A 19,377-nucleotide genomic window follows, 5' to 3' on the forward strand; every position below is an offset into this window, starting at 1 on the left:
AATCAAGCCAATCAAGCCAATCAAGCCAATCAAGCCAATCAAGCCAATCAAGCCAATCAAGCCATTTTTAAATCTTGATAAGTAGCATTTCAATGCCTTATTAAAGTAATGTACTTATGAAGATTAAATCTGTCGGCGGGCATACTAGCAGAAAATTATGCAATTTCTATTATGATTTGTGCTCAAATCCTATTAAAAAATAGCGTAGTGTATATTTTTTGTAAGAATTACTTGTTTTATTTACAACTATTAAAATCATTTACATTTTAACTCTATTCAGTTTTTATCATCAATCCAGAAATATAGTTACAAATTGCTATGTATATAGCCAATAACTTGGGTAGAATAGCTTCAATTTTAAAATTTAAAAATAATCTCTGGGAAAACGTGTGCGACACTTTCAACTAGCTGCTTTATTGGCATGTGGCATTGCTACTACAGGGTGTGCAGTCACCTCTGGTTTACAAACATATGACTTACCTAGCGAAGGCGTTTTTCAAACCGACCTCGGTACGACAGTCAATGTCATAAAACTCACTCAAGATTCTATGATGGCTGTTCAGCCTGCTGTACAGAATATTCAACAACAATATGCCCATCTGTTTAATACACAGCATCGTAACTACAATCTGAGTCCAGGCGACATTCTATCAATTTACTTATGGGCTTATCCTGAACTCACCTCTCCTAGCAATAGTATTAATAATGATCAAGCTGCTCAAGCCAGTGGTTTCCAAATCGATTCAGAAGGTTATATTCAGTTTCCCATTATTGGCCGTTATAAGGCCGCTGGGAAATCACTGACACAAGTCAATCGTGAATTACGCAGCCAATTATCACGTTACCTGAAAAACCCAGATGTGATTGCACGAGTATTGTCTTATCAAGGCCAGCGTTACTCAGTACAAGGTAATGTGATGAAGGGCGGTCAATTTTACTTAAGTGACCAACCTGTGAGTGTTTATACTGCTTTAGGTATGGCAGGTGGTGTGAATGCACAACAAGGTGATAATGCCTCTATTACATTAGTACGCCAGGGACGTTCATATAGCCTAAATACCGTAGAGCTAGAAAAAGCAGGGCTTTCACTGCATCACTTGTTGATCCAGCCAAATGACACGCTATATGTCAACAACCGTGAAAATCAAAAAATCTATGTCATGGGTGAATCGGGTAAAAACCAATCTTTAGCATTGCGTGATCAAGGCATGAGCTTAAGTGATGTTTTAGGTGAAAGTCTCGGTCTTAATCCACTTTCTGCCAGTCGCAGTAAGATTTATGTGGTGCGTAGTCAGCCCACGACTACTCACACTGAAGTCTACCAGATGGATTTGACCAGCATTGCTGATTTTGGTCTGGCCAATCAGTTTAAGATGCGCAGCAATGATATTGTGTATGTCGATGCCTCTGGCTTGGCGCGCTGGCAGCGTGTCGTCAACCAGATTATCCCATTCTCAAATGCTTTGTATAATTTAGACCGTTTGGGGAATTAATGAAAATCAATCATATTTTAGTGGTTTGTATTGGCAATATTTGTCGTAGCCCCATGGCAGAATACTTTTTAAAACAGCAATATCCGCATTTACAGATTGAGTCTGCGGGTATTGCGGGCGTGGTTGGACATGCAGCCGATGAAAAAGCCAGTCTATGCATGCAACGCTTTGAGATTGATATGAGTGCGCATATTGCAAAAAAACTCAATGCTGAGCTGATTAAAAAAGCTGACCTAGTTCTTGTGATGAGTCAGAATCAGCAAAAACATATCGAACAGACCTGGCCATTTGCCAAAGGTAAAACCTTTAGACTGGGGCATTGGCAAAGTAAAAATATTGCCGATCCTTATCAGCATGATCAAACATTTTTTGATGACACCTGTCAATTAATTCAAGACTGTATTGCTGACTGGAAAAAATATATTTAATTTTTTTAATATTTTCACTTTTTGATATTTAAATTATGAGCCAAACCGCCAACACCGAAGACACCATTGACTTAAAGGAATTGTTTTTTTCCTTGATTGCGCAATGGAAACTGATTGCCCTGTGCGTTACTTTAAGTTTGATCTGTGCCTTACTGTATTTAAGAACCACACCGGATACCTATTCAGTAGATGCTATGGTACAAGTCGAAGACAGTAAAGGGACTTCGGCTGCTTTATTGGGTGATTTATCCAGTATGATCGAGCAAAAATCCCCTGCTCAAGCCGAAATTGAAATTTTAAAATCGCGTTTGGTGCTCGGTGAGGTCATCAACCATTTAAATTTAAATATTCGTATATCTGGTACAGAAGACAGTTTCTGGAATCGGTTAATGGCTAAACATGAATACGACACCACGTATTCAGAAAAATCAGTATTGTTTCAAGACAATCGAAATAGTTTCGATATTCGCCAGTTTGATATTCCGCAATATTTCCAGGATAAAAACTTAATTTTAAGTTTTAAAGAAGGCAAATATAGCCTGACTGATGAGAAAACTGAACAGGTGGTTTTTTCTGCGCCTCTAAACCAGATCAGTCAATCCTCATCTGAGTTTGGCCTGTGGAAAGTTGCAGTTTATAGTCAAGATCATTTTGATACCACGTATAATATTCAAAAACAGAGCTTACCTGCTGCCATGCAGTCTTTGACCAGTAACTACTCAGTGGCTGAAAAAGGCAAGATGAGCGGTGTCTTAGGGCTTAACTATCAAGGCGAAGATACGCAGCACATTACTCAAGTCCTGAATGCCATTCTAGCTGCTTATAGCCAACAGAATATTGAACGTCGATCTGCAGAAACTGCGCAGACACTTGAATTCCTAGAAAATCAATTACCGGAACTAAAACAACAACTTGATGTTGCAGAGCGTGAATTCAACCGCTTCCGCCAACAAGCAAATACAGTGGATGTTACGAAAGAATCGGAATTATACTTAACCCAAAGCATTACTTTAGAGACACAAAAAATCCAGCTGGAGCAGCAGGTTGCAGAAGCTTCATCCAAATATATGGATGAACATCCGATGATGCAGCAAATGAATGCACAACTCGCTGCAATCAATAAAAAAATTGCAGAGCTAGATGGAACATTAAAACGTTTACCTGAACTACAGCGCCAGTACTTACAATTGTTCCGTGAAGTTGAAGTCAAACAGCAGCTGTATACAGGCTTACTCAATTCATACCAGCAACTTCGTATTGCCAAAGCCGGTGAAATTGGCAATGTGCGTATTGTCGATACTGCAGTTGAACCCATTGAACCAATTAAACCTAAAAAATTGATTGTTTTAATTTTATCGCTGTTTGTCGGTGGTTTTATTGGTGTCTTACTTGCATTACTTAAAAATATGATGCGTTCAGGCATTAAAGATGCCGCTCAGATTGAAAATGAGCTGGATCTGCCAGTGTATGCCACCGTGCCACGTTCTTTAATTCAAGAAAGTCGTATCAATCTGCTAAAAAAGAAAAAAAATATTCCTATTCTTGCGGTTAAAGACGGCGGTGATATTGCAATTGAAAGCCTGCGCAGTATGCGTACCGCAATTCACTTTGCCTTAATGAATGCCAGCAATAATGTGATTGCACTGTCAGGCCCTGCCCCTGAGATTGGGAAATCTTTTATTACTGTTAACCTTGCAACCATTTTGGCGCAAGGTGGAAAACGGGTACTCGTCATTGACGGTGATATGCGTCGTGGTTATTTACATAAATATTTCAATGCTGATATCAAACCGGGTCTAGCTGAACTGTTAAATCGTCAAAATAGTTATGAAGATGTTGTCCAAAACTCGACTGTAGAAAACCTGTTCTTTGTCACTCGCGGCAAGAGTCCAGTCAATCCGTCTGAACTGTTAAGTACCGATAAATTCAAGGCTTTCCTGGATCAGGCATCTGCTCATTTTGATCACATCTTAATTGATACTCCACCAGTACTTGCTGTTACTGATGGTAGTATTATTGCGCAATATGCAGGGGTCAATTTATTAATTGCCCGTCATGGACAAACGCAAATTAAAGAACTTGAAATTACGGTGAATCGTTTTGAACAGGCCAATGTAAAAGTTAATGGCGTGATTCTGAATGACGTACAAAAAGGTGCAGCGGGTAGTTATGGTTATAATTATGCCTATGCCTATACTGCACATAAAGATAATGACTAATCTAGTCTAAACTCAAATTTCACACTCTGTCTGAACAGGGTGTGAAATTATCCATCCTTACATTTATTGCAAATGATTGTTGTTGAAAAAATCAACTAAAAAATCTATCGTGGTTATAGTTTAAAACTCCTGAGAATATACAAGAATGTTATCCAAAACACTGCTCGCTACCTTGGCATTAAGTTCTTCCCTCGCCTTTGCACAAGGCATCGTTTTAAATGACCAAAACTTACGTACCGATTTAAACTGGCTCAATCAGCAGGGTGTGATTCAAATCAGTACTTCCACTTGGCCCATCAGTGGTGATGAAATTCAACGTGCTCTTGCCCAAGCTAAAATCAACAATAATACTCAGCAAAAAGTCATTGATACTGTATTGGCACATTTGAATGCCAATAACCAGTTGCTCAAAGCATCCTTATTTGCAGAAACTGATCAAAAGAATATTCCTCAAGCCTTTGGCGATCAGCAAAAAGCACAATATCAGGCAGGCATCGAGTTAAATGTGGGTAACGAGAACTGGGATGCCAGAATTCGTATGAATGCAGAAAAAGACCTACAGATTGACAATGATCAAGATCTTAATCTTGAGGGCTCATATATCGCTAGAAAATTATGGAATCAATGGCTGATTGCTGGACAGATCCCGACCTACTGGGGTCCTGCACATGATGGCAGTTTAATTCGTGGTGATGCCAGCCGCCCTGTGTATGGCGTGACGATGCAACGTGCCGAACAGAATGCTTTTGCAAACAAATGGTTGGCCTGGATTGGGCCTTGGCAATATCAAGCTTTTGCTGGACAACTGGATGACTACGATGCTGTGCCTGATGCCAAACTGATTGGCTTACGTGTCACTGCACAACCCTTGCCTTATTTAGAACTGGGTGCATCACGTGCTATTCAATGGGGTGGTGAAGGACGACCAGAAAATTTAAGCTCACTTTGGAATGCATTTTTGGGATATAAAGATAATGGAGATAATGGTATACCAGGTACATCTAACCAAGTTGCTGGCTTAGATACTCGGCTAAATTTGCTTCCATTAATAAATATACCGATGGGTGTATATGCACAATATATAGGTGAAGATGAAGCAGGCTATATGCCTGCAAAGAAAATGTATTCGGCTGGAGTCGATTATTCATCAAGTTATAACAATATGTCTTTCCAACTGTATACCGAATGGGCAGACACTCGTACCAATGGCAAGGTACAGGGCATTTCCTATAATCATAGTGTATATACCGATGGTTTTTACCAGCATGGCTATCCCCTAGCGCATGCCATGGGTGGTGATGGCCAAATGCTGTCTGTAGGTGGCGATATTCGTTTGGATCATCTCAATCGTGTTAATACACGCATCCTATTTGCGAAATTTGATCAAGCAGCTAATCGACGTGATAGAGGCATTACTAATTTAGCTTTTCCAGCACAGGATGAATTAAAAGCGCTAGATCTAACCTGGACACATTATCTACGCCCAGACATTCCACTTAAACTGAATGGGTGGGTGGGTGACTCTGAGGTATACGGTAACGATGGCGGTGTATCAATTGGTATCGAATTCCCCTTAGAAAAGGGCTTATTTTCTTACTAAGACCTATTCAACACTTAAGTACGGGAGATAGCGACAACTTTCCCATACCTCCCAAAATACTGATGAAACTGAAAATAAAAAACCAGCGCTTGCTGGTTTTTTATTAAGTATCTGGTAATGCATCGAGCTGCCCTACACCGACTGAACCAGTCTTTTAAAAAGTGATTTACCCCAGCCCACTGATAAATCAGCTACTGATGAGAGAGGGGTCAATAATCACCATACTTATCAACTAATATATGGCTCAGTAGCTCAGGACTGGCTATACCTTTTATTAATCACTTGCGTCAGCATCAATTTTCTAGCCTGAATGTCACCTTAGTCTCAAACCACTTGTCATACACTTAGTATTTTTTGTGGAACTGTCAATCTAATATTCAGTTTTTCACTCGTATCTCATTCGATACCTGTAGCTGGAAGGCATAGGTACATTATGCTAATACTCGCTTATGCTCAAAATTAATAGTTTAGATATAATCTTGTAGTACTCCGCATTTAGCTTTCGTGAAAGTCTTATTTATCCATGCTTGGTGTTATTTCACCTCTTTTGTAAATAAGCTAGTGTCATGAATACTTTTTTTTGAAAACCGCGCAGCACCGACTTCCTGATCAGGAGCATTAATTCCCTCTTGGCTTAGCATTACCTTAGCGGTTTTAAACATAATTTTAAAATCAAACCAAATATTATACTGTTCAATATATTGCACATCTAATTCAAATTTTTCTTCCCAAGATAAATTGTTGCGTCCACTCACCTGAGCAAGCCCTGTCATACCCGGTTTTACCTCATGGCGTCGCATTTGTTCAGCTGTATAATGTTCTAGAAATTCTTTCATTTGAGGGCGAGGCCCAACAATACTCATATCCCCTTTTAAAACATTAATCAGTTGAGGCATTTCGTCCAAGCTGGTTGAACGTATCTTCTGTCCAAATGATGTGATACGAAATTTATCAGGCAAAAGATTGCCATCTTTATCTACTGCATTTCTCATAGAGCGGAACTTAATCATTTTAAATAATTTACCATTTTTACCCGGGCGTTCTTGGTAAAAGAAAATGGGGGAGCCTAAATTTTTCCGCACTTTATAGCTCATAATAATAAAAACTGGAAATAATACTAATAAAGCTATTATTGCAATAACTATATCTACTATTCTTTTAGATAATTTTTCTTTAGTAAAAATATTAGAAAAAGAATAAAAATGAACATGAGGAAATAAAGATTTTTTTAAACTAAAATTCTTTTTATCCATATAATGCCAAGAGTTTTTCTTATCTGTTTCATTAACTCCATTCTTCTTTGAGGAAAATTGTATTATTCCATTCTTATGCCCCTGTGTATTTTTAGAATATTTATTTGATAAACTATTATCTTTTTCAATAAATAAAGACTTATGTCTTACAATATTGCTTCCTTCAAAGTTTTTGATCTTATTTTTTTCTTTTTTTAGATCCATTAATAAACACCTCAATATGTCTATTTATCAATCATAACAATTATATTTTTTTAAAAGTAGAGATATGTTTATCAAAAAAATATTAACCAACCATTTATTATAGATTAATATTTCTTTATTAAAAATAATCATACAATTAGGTTCTATGATATTTCACTTAATTGAGAAATTAAGACTTTAAGAAAATTTCAATTAAATAAGCCACTTTAGAAATTATATCCCTTCATGAGCTTTTAATATATTTAATAAATAATTGTGAAAGTTACTATTTATTGAAAAAAAATCTATTTTTTAAATACAACACACCTCACACTAAAAAATATGTGACAAAATGTAAAATAGTTTTAAATAAGGTGAATTAATTCACCTTATTAATTAATTTTAAGCAAGTCTAAGCCAGATAAGTAGAAAGAAGGAAGTTTACTCAATATAACATCTAAGATTTATATAAAAATCTTATTGATATTTACTTAAAATATTTTTATTTTCAAACAGATCAGACCTTATTCATATTTCTATGAGATAAATCCAAAAAAATTGGCCAGCTTTAAAAGTAAGCTACTTCATTTTTAGAATATTGATAGCCTTTATTATCAGTATAAAATACTAAAGAAAAAAATAAAAAGAGGCAGAAAATTTACCTCTTATAAAGTGTTGATCTATGCTTCAAAGTAGAGGTATTTCTATATGAGTTCGGTCACTATATATCTATACTATAAAAATCATGCACAATCGCACGAGCACCAAAACTTTCTTTTTGATTAATCAGTCCTGTATTTAAAAACTTTCCTTCTTTTTCATTTGAGATACCGAAATCAAATATCTTAGTAGACTGCATATTTTTATTGATTAAAAAATCGATTAGAATATCTAAGGCTCTTTCTTCCCTTCCCTTATCATTACTGGCTAAATACTGTAAATGGACTACTTTCTCAGTTTCAAAAGTCACTGCTGCTGCAACAATCTGACTTTCAAAACAACATTTATAAGCCCTTATGTTATTAGGGAATCTACTTTTTAATAAATCTATTTCCGTTTCATTATGAACTGGCTTTTGATGATGATGTTGACCTAAGACTTCACGAATAACTTCCCAGACTATGCTTGGCTGTTCGACTTCTTCATAAGTTAATCCAGATTTTTTTGCTTTATTGATTGCCCATTTTTTAGATTTTGAATAGTAAATTTTTTCCTGTAAGTTAATAGAAGTACTAATATCCCGACGATAGAGCCTTGCTTCATTTAGAAATAAAGCATATAAATCCTCTTGAGCAGGATAATGATGATAAATATTAGGTATGCATTTATATATAATTTTTTTAATATAATTTTCTTTTAAAAAACCTTTTAACTGAGAAAAAAGACTTAACATATCAATAGCACGACAATCCCTATCAATCAAAAAACCACCAAATGTTAAGCCTTGATGACTATAAAAAATATTATCTTTAATATTTCCAGGCAATAAAGCCACGATTTTATCTTTATCATTTTTAAACATTAAAGAAAAGTCTTCAAATCGATCAGAATGGTAGTCCATAAAATTCCGATTAAACATGAAATGATAATTTTTACAGTTTAATAAAAAATCATTCCATACTTCTTTATCAGCATCTTCATATTTTTTTATTTGAAAACTTACAGCTTCTTTCACCGTAATCTCCTTTATCATTATAAATTTTCATAAGGTATAAAATTTAAATAATATTTTTAAAAATCATTATTAAAAAACCTTAAGACTTATCAATTCCTAGCATTTTGGATAACCTATAATTGATCAAATCTGCATTAAAATTTTTTTTAGCATATAAAAATCCTTGATATCCCATCTTATTTACTTGTTCAGGATGCTCTATAAAATAAATCATTTTTTCCACTAATGCAGCTATATCCCATTTTGGAATAAGAAAACCAGTCACCCCATCTACTACAGTCTCATTACAGCCTGGAACATCAGTGGTAATCACTGGGCGTCCTATAGCCATCGCTTCTTGTGTGCTGCGAGGCACACCTTCACGATAGGATGGCAATACAAATACTGCGCTATTACATATTCGTTGAGCAACATCTGTGACGAAGCCAGCATATTCTATAATCCCTGTTTCTATCAATTGATCTAATTCTGCCTGTTTTAAACTTGTCAGGTTTTCAGTATCTAAGCCACCTATAATTTTAAACAGTATTTCAGGATATTGTTTTTTAACTATTCTGGCAGCTTCTAAATACTCAAATATGCCCTTTTCAGCGATTAACCGAGCTACAAAAATAAAAGATATATTTTTTTGATTATCCCATTTTTTGTAGGCATACTCTTTTAAATTAAGGCCTATCGGCCCCAAGACTTCAATGGCATTTTTTTTATGATAAATATTATAGCGTTGTACTAAGTCCTTAGGATCATCATGATTTAAGAATATAATTTTATCTAAATAAGGAAATACAATTCTGTATAAAGATACTTGTATAAAGCGTATAAATTTAGCTTTCAAACTTTGACCATGTTTATGCATTGTAAAAGGCGAACCTAAGCCTTCAATCATGCCATAGACATAAGGAACTTTATTCTTATAAGCAGCCAAAGTTGCATAAATGACCGGCTTAGTTGAATATGAAAATACAATATCGGGTTGAATTTCTTTTATTTTCTGTATGAGTTGATAAGTTGAACGTAGATCAGTCAATGGATTTAACCCACCACGGCTAAGTTTATAGGTAATAGGAGTCACTCCAAGATTTTTTATTTTATCCAACCAGTCATTGCTATATTCAGATACGAAAGCATAAACATGATAATTTTTTGCTAAACATGACAACATGAAATCTTTACGAAAACCATAAAGATTATATGCAGTGGTTCCAATTATAATAATTTTTTTATTTATCATTATTTTAATCGTCCTATAAGTTCTAATTGTGAAGCATAAGAAATTTTATCCTCGTCTGAAACAGTGGTCATCCTGCGCTTATGTAAAATATGCATTAAATTCAAAAAACTTAATATTTTTACAATCATTTTTTTTATTTCAAATTTCAATACAATCTTATTTTTGTCTATATCAGAAATAACATTATTATAATATTTTTTGATCACTTCAATTTGAGTATTATAACCACGAATCATTTTTTCTTTTTTTACATTTTCTACTTCTCTATAAAAATATAAGGGTTCTTTCATAACCACATAATTGAAATCATTTTTTATCGCTGCCGAGAGCCATAATTCATAATCTTCCGCTAGACAGTTATTAACTTGATAGGGATTTCTTTTACACCACGCCTTTCGTGCAAGCAGTGAAGGATGTAATAAATTGGTCAGGCCCTGCAAAATTTCTTTGGGTTGCATTTGATGATTAGAATAAATTCTTTTCCCTAAAATTTCGTTTTTATTTCCAATCGAATACAAGCTGGTTACCACTAAATCAATCTCTGGATTTTCAGTTAAGACTTTTATCTGTTTTTCCAGCCGGTCTACTGCCATTAAATCATCAGCATCCATACGTGCAATAATGTCATATTGTGCTTCATTAATAATTTGATTTAAGCGATAAGGTAATCTTCTATTGCATCCATCAGCAATGATACGAATCCGAGGATCGACAAATGATTGGGCTATCTCTAAAGACCGGTCTGTTGATCCATCATCTACCAATATCAATTCCCAATTTTGAAAAGTTTGAGCTAATACAGATTTAATCGCATCTTCCAAGTATTTTTCTGCATTAAAAAATGGAATTCCTATAGAAATATACATATTTATTCTTCCTTCTTATTATTTGAAAATAGTAAAAAAGCCGCCAATAAAAACCAGAAAATAAGTGTTCTTGCACTATAAGTGGTAAACCCATATAACATTGGCCCTAATAATATCATTTTATTTGAAAGTGAAAGTTTCTTGAATATTTGATATAAAAATATTAAAAATAAGAATATGCCTACAATTCCATAATAAAATAAGATCCCTAACCAGGTTGAATGAATTTCATTGCCTGTGGGGTTATATAACCAGTAAGCTCCTTGCCCAGCCCCAAAAATCAAATATTGAGGATAATCAAAGAAACTAAAAAGACCACGTCCTTCTACTTGGCTATCTCTTTGATCTAATCCTTCTATAAATCGTAATACAACATTATCAAAAACCCCCATATTATATAAAAAGTAGCTTAAAACACCAAAAAAAACCAAGGTCCCAAAGAATACAAATATTCTTTTATTCAAATCTCCTTTTTGACTAAAAATAAATCCTAACGTTAACATTAAGAATCCAATTGAAGCAGATCTTGACATGGTCAATAAAATCAAAAATAAGGCCAAAGAATAAACGATTATTTTTTTAAAGTTGCTTCCAGAAATATATAAATAAATTGCACAGGTACTGAGTACCCAAAATGCCATTTGATTAGGATCATTAAAAAGACCATTGTATCGTGGGTCAAAATCATAACGACCTAAGTTACTTGCCCAGATAATAATTTCGATGACATAGGAGAAAGGAATAAGAAATAAGAGTTTTTCATGGAAAAAATTAATCTGAACCTGATTCAGGTTCATCATTAATAAAAAGAATAATAAATTGAAGACCCAGTAAATAGTTGACATCATATAACTGGAATCTAGGACGATTAAATACCAGGCAAAATTTATACAAATTGCATATGTGACAAACAATAAAATTATATTAGAGTATTCAATATTTATTGAAGAACTTTTATTAAATAATAATAAAATAGCCCCCATAATAAAGATGTGACTAAACTGAGGAATCCCACTGGACCAAAAATAAAACTGAGATAAAAAAAATGAAAACAATACAAGATATATAACAACTTTATCTCTTATATTACTATCACTTAAAAAAATAATGTTATTTTTTGAATTACTTTCATTTAAAATAATCATTATCTATTCCTTTTATATTATCTGATGCTTTAAAAAAGCAAAAGAACTGATTAATATTTCATATTGTTAATATTATTGTTTTTTATTTAAATTTTTTAAAACTATTAATATATTATTTATCAAACTTAATTTTTATTAAAACTCTTTTTTAATAAATAACCAGTAAAAAAATCTGAAAAAATCATATGTCAAAATTTCAGATGGATATTCTCTCAAAATTCCCAGCATTTTTTCTAATGATTTCTTTTTGGATATTAACCCTAATTCAAACGCATTTATCCATAACGCTCTTTTTTTTGCTTTATTAAAAAATATATGATTTTGGTACTCATTTAAAATCATCATTCTTGAATCATGCATGAGAGAGGTTTGCTTATGCATATTATTATCATGTAGCCTGTATTTAGCAAACAGGACGGGAAGATAACATAACTCCCCTTCTTGTGCTAAAAGCAACCACATATACCAGTCTTCAATTTTCACCTCAGCATCATAACCACCGATTTTTTTTAAAGCATTTGATCTAATCAGTTGTGTCATGGCGGGTAACTCATGCTCTAACAATAAAATTTGTTCAAAACTATAGCTTTTTCTTTTTTTAATTCTATTTTTTACCTGATTAGAATCATGATCAATAACTGATATTCCTCCAAACACTGCAATACAATTTTTGTTATGCTTTAAAAACTCGGATTGTATTTTTATTTTATCTTCCAAGATTATATCATCAGAAGCGAGAGAAGAAAAATATTCTCCTTGCGCCCATTCTAAGGCTTCATTCAAGGTTGCACTCAAGCCCTTATTCGGTCGATGCCTAAATTCAAACCGGGTAAATCGTTTTTCACATCGTGGAATCAGTTTTTTTATTTTTTCTACTGAAGAATCTGTAGATCCATCATCAATGACAATTAACTCAATATTCTGATAAGACTGGTTAATGACACTCTGAATACTATCGCATACAAATTTTTCATGATTATAACTTGGTATAATGACAGAAACTAAAGCTTGGCCATTTATCATATTATCTCTCTTTGTTTTAATGATTTAAATATAAAAAAACTGATGACGACCCAATACATTCCATAGTTTATGAGGTGGGCTATTGAAACACCTTCAAATCCAAAAAGCTGGGTACATACATAGGTCAAAGCAATAAGAGATAAGGTAAATATAATCTCTGTAGAGATGTACAGTTTGGTCATTGCTTTACTGAGCATCAAATAAGCCAGTATCCAGCTTCCTATTTTTAGTGCATCCCCCATCATTTGCCAAAAGAACAGGCTTTGCATGGGTGCGAAAGATGGACTGAATAAGACATTGATAATCAAGTCACGCAGCACAAAAATGACTACTCCGCCTGCCACAGCCAGTGGAAAAAGAAATTTATAGCCTAAATAAACTTCTTTCTTAATTTCATCAATCATCTTGAGTTCTGACAAGCGCGGTAAGTAATAGACTCCCAATGTTGTTGTGACCAGCATCAGGTATACGGTGCTTAGACGGATCATGGCTTCCCAGTAACCGGCATACGCCAGGCCAAATTCCTGACTTAAATAGGCTCGAATTAAGATTTGCGATAAAGGCACACAGATCGCACTGACCAATGCCATCCAGATAAAAGAACTAAGTTTTTTAGTAATTTCTAAGTCTATTTTTCCAAACAGAGAGGAAAACTTAAACCAATCCGCTCGATAACACAGAAATAACGTCACTATAAACGCAATAGATTGATAAATGGATAATGCAATTAAGGCACCATATAAATGTAATTTTATTGCTAAAATACTCGTAACAATAAGCGCAAATAAACTACCCGCAATATTAGCAAGCACCAGCTTTAATATTTCTTTTTTGCCATTGAGTATGGCTAAAAACAGGGTATTAAAATTAAAGAATAATAAAAATACTGCAAACCATACAAAAACTGTTTGATATTCAAGTGTATGAAATATATAAAGTGATAGCTGCCTTTGGAAAATTAAAATTAAAAATGCGAACATCAGACTAAATACAAAAACAATACTGCCTGCTGTTTTCCAGATTGCACGTTGTTTGCTTTCATCTTCATGATATTCAGCAGTATATTTAATGACTGCGGTATTAATTGCACTACCCGCAAAAGTAGTCACCATTTGAATAAAATTTTGGAATTGACCTAAAGCTGCATATCCAGTCGGCCCCAGATATACAGCCAGAATTTTATTCAGTACAAACAGGGTTATGGTCTTAATCAGGACCGCCACCCCATTCAGTACACTGGTCTTAAGTAAATTCATCTATATTTGAAAACCATTACATAACTGAACAACTTGCTTTGCTTCATCCATGGATAAAGTAGGCCCTATCGGCAAGCTCAAGACCTGCGCATGAATTTGTTCTGAAATTGGTAAGTTTAAGTTATTCCATGCTTTATAAGCTTGCTGCTTATGGGGCGGAATCGGATAATGAATCAATGTCTGTACCCCATGCTCTGCCAAATATTTTTGTAATTCCTCCCGATATCTGGTCTGGATCACAAATAAATGCCAAACATGCTGCATATCAGTTGCGGTATTTATATTTTTAAGTGGAAGCACAATGGCTGGATTCTGAATTTCTTTTAAATAGAGATCTGCAATCTGACGACGATGCTGGTTTTCCTGATCTAAAAATGGCAGTTTTACATTCAGGATAGCCGCCTGAATTTCATCAAGGCGACTATTTACTCCCATGACCAGATTTTTATATTTTTCATGTGAGCCATAATTACGTATAGCCTTAAGCATATGGGCCAATTCAGCATCATTGGTGGTAATTGCCCCGGCATCACCCAGCGCACCCAGGTTTTTTCCTGGATAAAAACTGAAGCCTGAAGCATCTCCCCAATTCCCTGCTTTTTTACCCTCGATTTCAGCGCCATGGGCTTGTGCCGAATCCTCTAAAACCAGTAAATTATGTTTCTTGGCAATCGCCATAATTTCTGGCATGGCAGCAAGCTGTCCATATAAATGAACAGGCAAAATTGCCTTTGTTTTGATGGTAATCGCGGCTTCAATTTTTTTAACATCAATATTGAACGTATGGATATCCGGTTCGACCAATACCGGTTTCAGATGATTCTGTGAAATTGCCAAAATACTTGCAATATAGGTATTTGAAGGTACGATCACTTCATCGCCTTCATTCAGTTTACCCAGTTCTTTCCATGCACGCAGGGTCAGAATTAGAGCATCCAATCCATTGGCAACCCCTATGGCATACTCTGTACCACAATAATTCGAAAAATTTCGTTCAAAATCCTCTAACTCTTTGCCACAGATATACCAACCAGAATCAATGACCTGTGTACAAGCTGCTATAAGTTTGTCACGGTATTGAGCATTTATCGCTTTTAGCTCAAGAAAAGGTATCATTCTTATCAATCTCGTATAAAAATTTGTTATTCATTTTTTAATTTCACATTTATCAAAACTAATCTATTGATATGAATTAAAGTGAAAACCCCAATATTATTTATTCAGTTCATAATTCTTAGATTTAAAACTTGGCTCTAATAAAAATTTCTTCATCTTTTTATTTAGAGGCTTTTCAATATATTTATACATTATAAAGCTGGCTATTAAAGTCACAATAAATATAATCAATGAAAACAACATTAAATCTATATCAAATAAAAACATCTTTTTTATATAATTTAAAACTTGTATTTCCAAAACATGAAGCAAATAAAAACAAAAACTGATTTCTCCCGCCAAAACCATATATTTATTTGATAGAAACTTGGTAATAATACTTTTTTCATTAACAACATGAGACAATGCAAAAACAAGAATGATGGTAGCCATAGGTAACCAATAATAAATTGAGTATCTATAACTGATATCTATCTTGCTATGAAATACAAAGAATAAGACAAAAAGTAAAATCGCTCCTGATTCAAATACAAAAGTAGGTATCTTCACTTTAGAATAATTAACTTTTATTTTCTCATAAAGATCAAACAGGATAATACCAAGTAAAAAATCTGAAAAACGTACCCATGGTGAAATGTACAGCCAATAGTGATTCTGGTTTTTATCAAGCTGCATATTCAAAACCAAAATAGCTATAAGATAAAAAATAAATATATAGCTTCTTATTTTTTCAGAAATTAAAAATGCAAATGGAAAAAGTAAATAGAAGAACAATTCATCGGAAATGCTCCAGGATGGAGAGTTTAATGAAAAATGAATATTTTCTTCTAAAAAAAAGCTTTGTATTAGAAAAATGTGTTGAATTAAGTATTCCCATCCTTGTCCAGACTGGCTAAAGGTCAACAGAAGTACAATTGCCGTAGTTGCTAGATGTACTGGATATACTCTTGCTAAACGAGAAATATAAAACTCTTTTTTTGAAAAATTTCCTCTAAAAAATTTTTCTTTATAGTTATAGGATAAAATAAATCCGCTTAATATAAAGAAAAAACTGACGCCTAAAAATCCTTCGTCAAAAATACTGTTAAAAATATTTACATAATGCGTGTCATTTTTTAAAAAGGCCAAATGACTAAGAAAAACAAATAGTGCAAAAAACATACGCAATGATGTAAGCGGCTTAATCATCTCATACATCTCCTTTATATTTATTATTATTTAAAATTCTATTTTCTGAAGTCTCTTGAGTAACAAAGCCATCATACTTGTGAATTATTTTTCTTAATTTTATGATCTCATTTTCTATGCAATAAAAGTTTTATCTGCTTCTTTTAAAAACTGGTCATAATTACGGATATAGTCACTTTCATCATAATAATCGCTTGCCAATACCAACAATATGCAATCTTCAGAAAAATCATGCATTTCATGCCAAACCATGGGCGGAATTAATAATCCTTTATTGGGCTGACTTACGCACACTTCTTGTTTTTCTTTACTGTTATCCATTAATATTTTACAGCTGCCTTGAATACAAAACCCAATTTGTTGAAGCTCTTTATGTGCATGAAACCCGCGAGGAACATCAGGCTGAGCGCCAAAAATATAGTAGAGCCTCTGTATATGAAAGGGAATATTCCGATTGGCTTCAGCGACCACCAAACTGCCACGATGATCTCCCAGATTAGGTAAATCAATCCATTCAATAAGATTCATCATGATTACCCCACCAAAGAAATCAGATATTGACCATAGCCATTTTTACTCATCGTTTGACCAATGGCTAACACTTGTTCTTTGCTTAACCAGCTATTATTCATTGCAATTTCTTCTAGACAGGCAACTTTATAACCTTGACGCTTTTCAAGGGTTTCCACAAATTGAGCTGCCTCAAGTAGACTTCCCTGTGTACCTGTATCTAACCAGGCAAAGCCACGTCCCAGCAATTCAACATTTAAATCACCACGTTCCAGATATGCCTGGTTAATGGAGGTAATTTCCAGTTCACCTCGCTCAGAAGGTTGTACTTGTTTGGCAATCTGAATCACATCATTGTCATAAAAATACAGGCCCGTTACAGCAAAGTTAGATTTAGGTTTTTCTGGTTTTTCTTCAATTGAAATAGCACGTTGCTGTTGATCAAATTCCACCACACCAAAGCGTTCAGGATCTTTGACCTGATAGCCAAAAACAGTGGCTCCTTTTTGACGTTCAGCAGCCTGACGCAGCATGGGGGTAAAACCTTGCCCATAAAAGATATTATCGCCGAGCACTAAGCACACATTACTTTGCCCAATAAATTCTTCACCCAGAATAAAGGCTTGTGCCAAACCATCAGGTCGAGGCTGAATCGCATAACTCAGCTGCATGCCAAATTGTGAACCATCACCTAATAATCGCTTAAACCCATCAATATCTTCCGGGGTACTGATGACAAGAACCTCCTGAATACCGGCTAACATCAACACAGATAATGGGTAATAAACCATAGGTTTATCATAAATCGGAAGTAACTGTTTCGAGATTCCTTTAGTGATTGGATGCAAGCGTGTGCCCGAACCACCTGCTAAAATAATCCCCTTTGTTGATCTTGACATTAGACTGCCTCCCCTAAACGTTCACGCTGATAAGAACCATCCTGAACGCGACGGCACCATTGCAGATTATCCAGATACCACTGCACAGTTTTACGAATACCGGTCTCGAAGGACTCTTGTGGTTTCCAGCCAAGTTCACGCTCAATTTTTGAAGCATCAATGGCATAACGTAAATCATGACCAGGCCGATCACTGACGAAGCTAATCAGGCTTTCATATATTTGGCCATTGAGTCGTGGCTTAAGTTCATCCAAGATGGCGCAAATGGTTTTAACCACATCAATATTCTGTTTTTCATTATGCCCCCCAATATTGTAGGTTTCGCCTACCCTGCCTTTGGTCGCAACCTGATATAAAGCACGGGCATGATCTTCTACAAAAAGCCAATCCCGAATCTGCTGACCATTACCATAAACAGGTAAGGATTTTCCATCCAGCGCATTTAAGATGATCAAAGGAATCAGTTTTTCAGGAAAATGATAAGGCCCGTAATTATTTGAACAGTTCGTAACCACGACCGGCAAACCATAGGTTCGATGCCAAGCACGCACTAAATGATCCGAGCTGGCTTTACTTGCCGAGTAAGGTGAACTTGGCAAATAAGCTGTGGCTTCATTAAATAAGTCGGTTGTTTCTTTTAAATCCCCATAGACTTCATCTGTTGAAATATGATGAAATTTAAATTTAGACTTTTTGATTTCACCCAAATTTTGCCAATATTTTCGTGCGACCTCCAAGAGTGTATATGTACCCACAATATTGGTGCTGATAAATTCAGCTGGACCATCTATCGAACGATCCACGTGAGACTCTGCTGCCAAATGCATGACGATATCTGGCTGAAATTCTGAAAATAATCGTGTTAAAGATACATGATCACAAATATCAGTTTGAGCAAATTGATAACGGGGATGAGCTGATATAGAAATTAATGACTCCAAGTTGCCTGCATAAGTTAACTTATCAACATTTAAAACATGATGTTCAGTCGCTTTGATGATATGCCGGACGGTAGCAGATCCAATAAAACCAGCTCCACCAGTCACTAATATTTTTTTCACCATTCCCAGTATTCCTTTTATTTTTATTTTACTTTTCAAATATTTTTTTAATTCATTGATGCCTTCTGGCATAGATATTCTTATTTGATTATTTATAACATATATTAATTTTATTCAACACACCACCTATAAAAATATTATTCTCAAATATAGTTACATTTTATGGATAAGTATTTTTCTTATACCACTTACCCAATACTTTATAATTATTGTTTTTTTAAAACACTTTTC

Annotated in this window: 16 protein-coding genes; 4 read left to right on the top strand and 12 right to left on the bottom strand. The window is 34.5% G+C overall.

Going from position 1 to position 19,377, the window contains the following annotated elements:
• Positions 1-389 precede the first annotated feature (389 nt).
• From LOZ91_RS12395 to LOZ91_RS12410, 4 genes are all read left to right on the top strand, one after another.
• Positions 390-1,493, top strand: a complete 1,104-nt coding sequence (locus tag LOZ91_RS12395; RefSeq protein ID WP_244783291.1) for a polysaccharide biosynthesis/export family protein — start codon at positions 390-392, stop codon at positions 1,491-1,493.
• Positions 1,493-1,921 carry a low molecular weight phosphotyrosine protein phosphatase gene (locus LOZ91_RS12400; protein ID WP_005094751.1) on the top strand — a complete coding sequence of 143 codons (429 nt, stop codon included), beginning with the start codon at positions 1,493-1,495 and terminating at the stop codon, positions 1,919-1,921. The genes LOZ91_RS12395 and LOZ91_RS12400 overlap by 1 nt, the downstream gene beginning before the upstream one ends.
• A 35-nt stretch (positions 1,922-1,956) precedes the next feature.
• A complete protein-coding gene (locus LOZ91_RS12405) occupies positions 1,957-4,140 on the top strand; it encodes a polysaccharide biosynthesis tyrosine autokinase (protein WP_244783292.1) in 2,184 nt (727 codons plus the stop codon).
• Between the two features lie 145 nt (positions 4,141-4,285).
• Positions 4,286-5,740 carry a capsule assembly Wzi family protein gene (locus LOZ91_RS12410; RefSeq protein WP_244783293.1) on the top strand — a complete coding sequence of 485 codons (1,455 nt, stop codon included), beginning with the start codon at positions 4,286-4,288 and terminating at the stop codon, positions 5,738-5,740.
• Between the two features lie 533 nt (positions 5,741-6,273).
• On the opposite strand, the gene LOZ91_RS12420 is transcribed toward LOZ91_RS12410, so the two are convergent.
• From LOZ91_RS12420 to rfbB, 12 genes are all read right to left on the bottom strand, one after another.
• On the bottom strand, positions 6,274-6,924 hold the full coding sequence (locus tag LOZ91_RS12420) for a sugar transferase (protein ID WP_244783329.1): 651 nt from the start codon (positions 6,922-6,924) through the stop codon (positions 6,274-6,276).
• Positions 6,925-7,897: 973 nt separating this feature from the next.
• Positions 7,898-8,851: a GNAT family N-acetyltransferase gene (locus tag LOZ91_RS12425; protein WP_244783294.1), complete on the bottom strand. Its 954-nt coding sequence runs from the start codon at positions 8,849-8,851 to the stop codon at positions 7,898-7,900.
• 79 nt (positions 8,852-8,930) lie between these two features.
• Positions 8,931-10,082: a glycosyltransferase family 4 protein gene (locus LOZ91_RS12430; protein WP_244783295.1), complete on the bottom strand. Its 1,152-nt coding sequence runs from the start codon at positions 10,080-10,082 to the stop codon at positions 8,931-8,933.
• Entirely contained in the window at positions 10,082-10,948 is an 867-nt protein-coding gene (locus tag LOZ91_RS12435) for a glycosyltransferase family 2 protein (RefSeq protein ID WP_244783296.1), read from the bottom strand. Before LOZ91_RS12435 ends, LOZ91_RS12430 begins: the two co-directional genes overlap by 1 nt.
• 2 nt (positions 10,949-10,950) lie before the next feature.
• Positions 10,951-12,093, bottom strand: coding sequence for an O-antigen ligase family protein (locus tag LOZ91_RS12440; RefSeq protein WP_244783297.1), 1,143 nt, complete (start codon positions 12,091-12,093; stop codon positions 10,951-10,953).
• A gap of 135 nt (positions 12,094-12,228) precedes the next feature.
• The gene (locus LOZ91_RS12445) at positions 12,229-13,116 is read right to left on the bottom strand and encodes a glycosyltransferase (protein ID WP_244783298.1); all 888 of its coding nucleotides are present in this window, start codon (positions 13,114-13,116) and stop codon (positions 12,229-12,231) included.
• The gene (locus LOZ91_RS12450) at positions 13,113-14,372 is read right to left on the bottom strand and encodes an O-antigen translocase (RefSeq protein ID WP_074383750.1); all 1,260 of its coding nucleotides are present in this window, start codon (positions 14,370-14,372) and stop codon (positions 13,113-13,115) included. The genes LOZ91_RS12445 and LOZ91_RS12450 overlap by 4 nt, the downstream gene beginning before the upstream one ends.
• Positions 14,373-15,488: a DegT/DnrJ/EryC1/StrS family aminotransferase gene (locus LOZ91_RS12455; protein ID WP_244783300.1), complete on the bottom strand. Its 1,116-nt coding sequence runs from the start codon at positions 15,486-15,488 to the stop codon at positions 14,373-14,375.
• Positions 15,489-15,584: 96 nt separating this feature from the next.
• Positions 15,585-16,676, bottom strand: a complete 1,092-nt coding sequence (locus tag LOZ91_RS12460) for an acyltransferase (RefSeq protein ID WP_244783301.1) — start codon at positions 16,674-16,676, stop codon at positions 15,585-15,587.
• A gap of 114 nt (positions 16,677-16,790) precedes the next feature.
• Positions 16,791-17,207, bottom strand: coding sequence for an FdtA/QdtA family cupin domain-containing protein (locus LOZ91_RS12465; protein WP_005173656.1), 417 nt, complete (start codon positions 17,205-17,207; stop codon positions 16,791-16,793).
• Positions 17,208-17,209: 2 nt separating this feature from the next.
• Positions 17,210-18,085 carry a glucose-1-phosphate thymidylyltransferase RfbA gene (gene rfbA, locus LOZ91_RS12470; protein ID WP_100355445.1) on the bottom strand — a complete coding sequence of 292 codons (876 nt, stop codon included), beginning with the start codon at positions 18,083-18,085 and terminating at the stop codon, positions 17,210-17,212.
• A complete protein-coding gene (gene rfbB / locus LOZ91_RS12475) occupies positions 18,085-19,149 on the bottom strand; it encodes a dTDP-glucose 4,6-dehydratase (protein WP_100535504.1) in 1,065 nt (354 codons plus the stop codon). The genes rfbA and rfbB overlap by 1 nt, the downstream gene beginning before the upstream one ends.
• Positions 19,150-19,377 lie beyond the last annotated feature (228 nt).

The sequence above is a fragment of the Acinetobacter sp. F-1 genome (assembly GCF_022869025.1).
Classification (GTDB): domain Bacteria; phylum Pseudomonadota; class Gammaproteobacteria; order Pseudomonadales; family Moraxellaceae; genus Acinetobacter; species Acinetobacter pseudolwoffii.

Excerpts from the sequence above, each read along its gene's own strand:
- LOZ91_RS12465 (WP_005173656.1), bottom strand. The coding sequence starts at position 17,207 with ATGATGAATCTTATTGAATGGATTGATTTACCTAATCTGGGAGATCAT.
- LOZ91_RS12410 (WP_244783293.1), top strand. The coding sequence starts at position 4,286 with ATGTTATCCAAAACACTGCTCGCTACCTTGGCATTAAGTTCTTCCCTC.
- LOZ91_RS12445 (WP_244783298.1), bottom strand. The coding sequence starts at position 13,116 with ATGATAAATGGCCAAGCTTTAGTTTCTGTCATTATACCAAGTTATAAT.
- rfbA (WP_100355445.1), bottom strand. The coding sequence starts at position 18,085 with ATGTCAAGATCAACAAAGGGGATTATTTTAGCAGGTGGTTCGGGCACA.
- LOZ91_RS12405 (WP_244783292.1), top strand. The coding sequence starts at position 1,957 with ATGAGCCAAACCGCCAACACCGAAGACACCATTGACTTAAAGGAATTG.
- rfbB (WP_100535504.1), bottom strand. The coding sequence starts at position 19,149 with ATGGTGAAAAAAATATTAGTGACTGGTGGAGCTGGTTTTATTGGATCT.
- LOZ91_RS12455 (WP_244783300.1), bottom strand. The coding sequence starts at position 15,488 with ATGATACCTTTTCTTGAGCTAAAAGCGATAAATGCTCAATACCGTGAC.
- LOZ91_RS12400 (WP_005094751.1), top strand. The coding sequence starts at position 1,493 with ATGAAAATCAATCATATTTTAGTGGTTTGTATTGGCAATATTTGTCGT.
- LOZ91_RS12450 (WP_074383750.1), bottom strand. The coding sequence starts at position 14,372 with ATGAATTTACTTAAGACCAGTGTACTGAATGGGGTGGCGGTCCTGATT.
- LOZ91_RS12435 (WP_244783296.1), bottom strand. The coding sequence starts at position 10,948 with ATGTATATTTCTATAGGAATTCCATTTTTTAATGCAGAAAAATACTTG.
- LOZ91_RS12430 (WP_244783295.1), bottom strand. The coding sequence starts at position 10,082 with ATGATAAATAAAAAAATTATTATAATTGGAACCACTGCATATAATCTT.
- LOZ91_RS12440 (WP_244783297.1), bottom strand. The coding sequence starts at position 12,093 with ATGATTATTTTAAATGAAAGTAATTCAAAAAATAACATTATTTTTTTA.
- LOZ91_RS12460 (WP_244783301.1), bottom strand. The coding sequence starts at position 16,676 with ATGATTAAGCCGCTTACATCATTGCGTATGTTTTTTGCACTATTTGTT.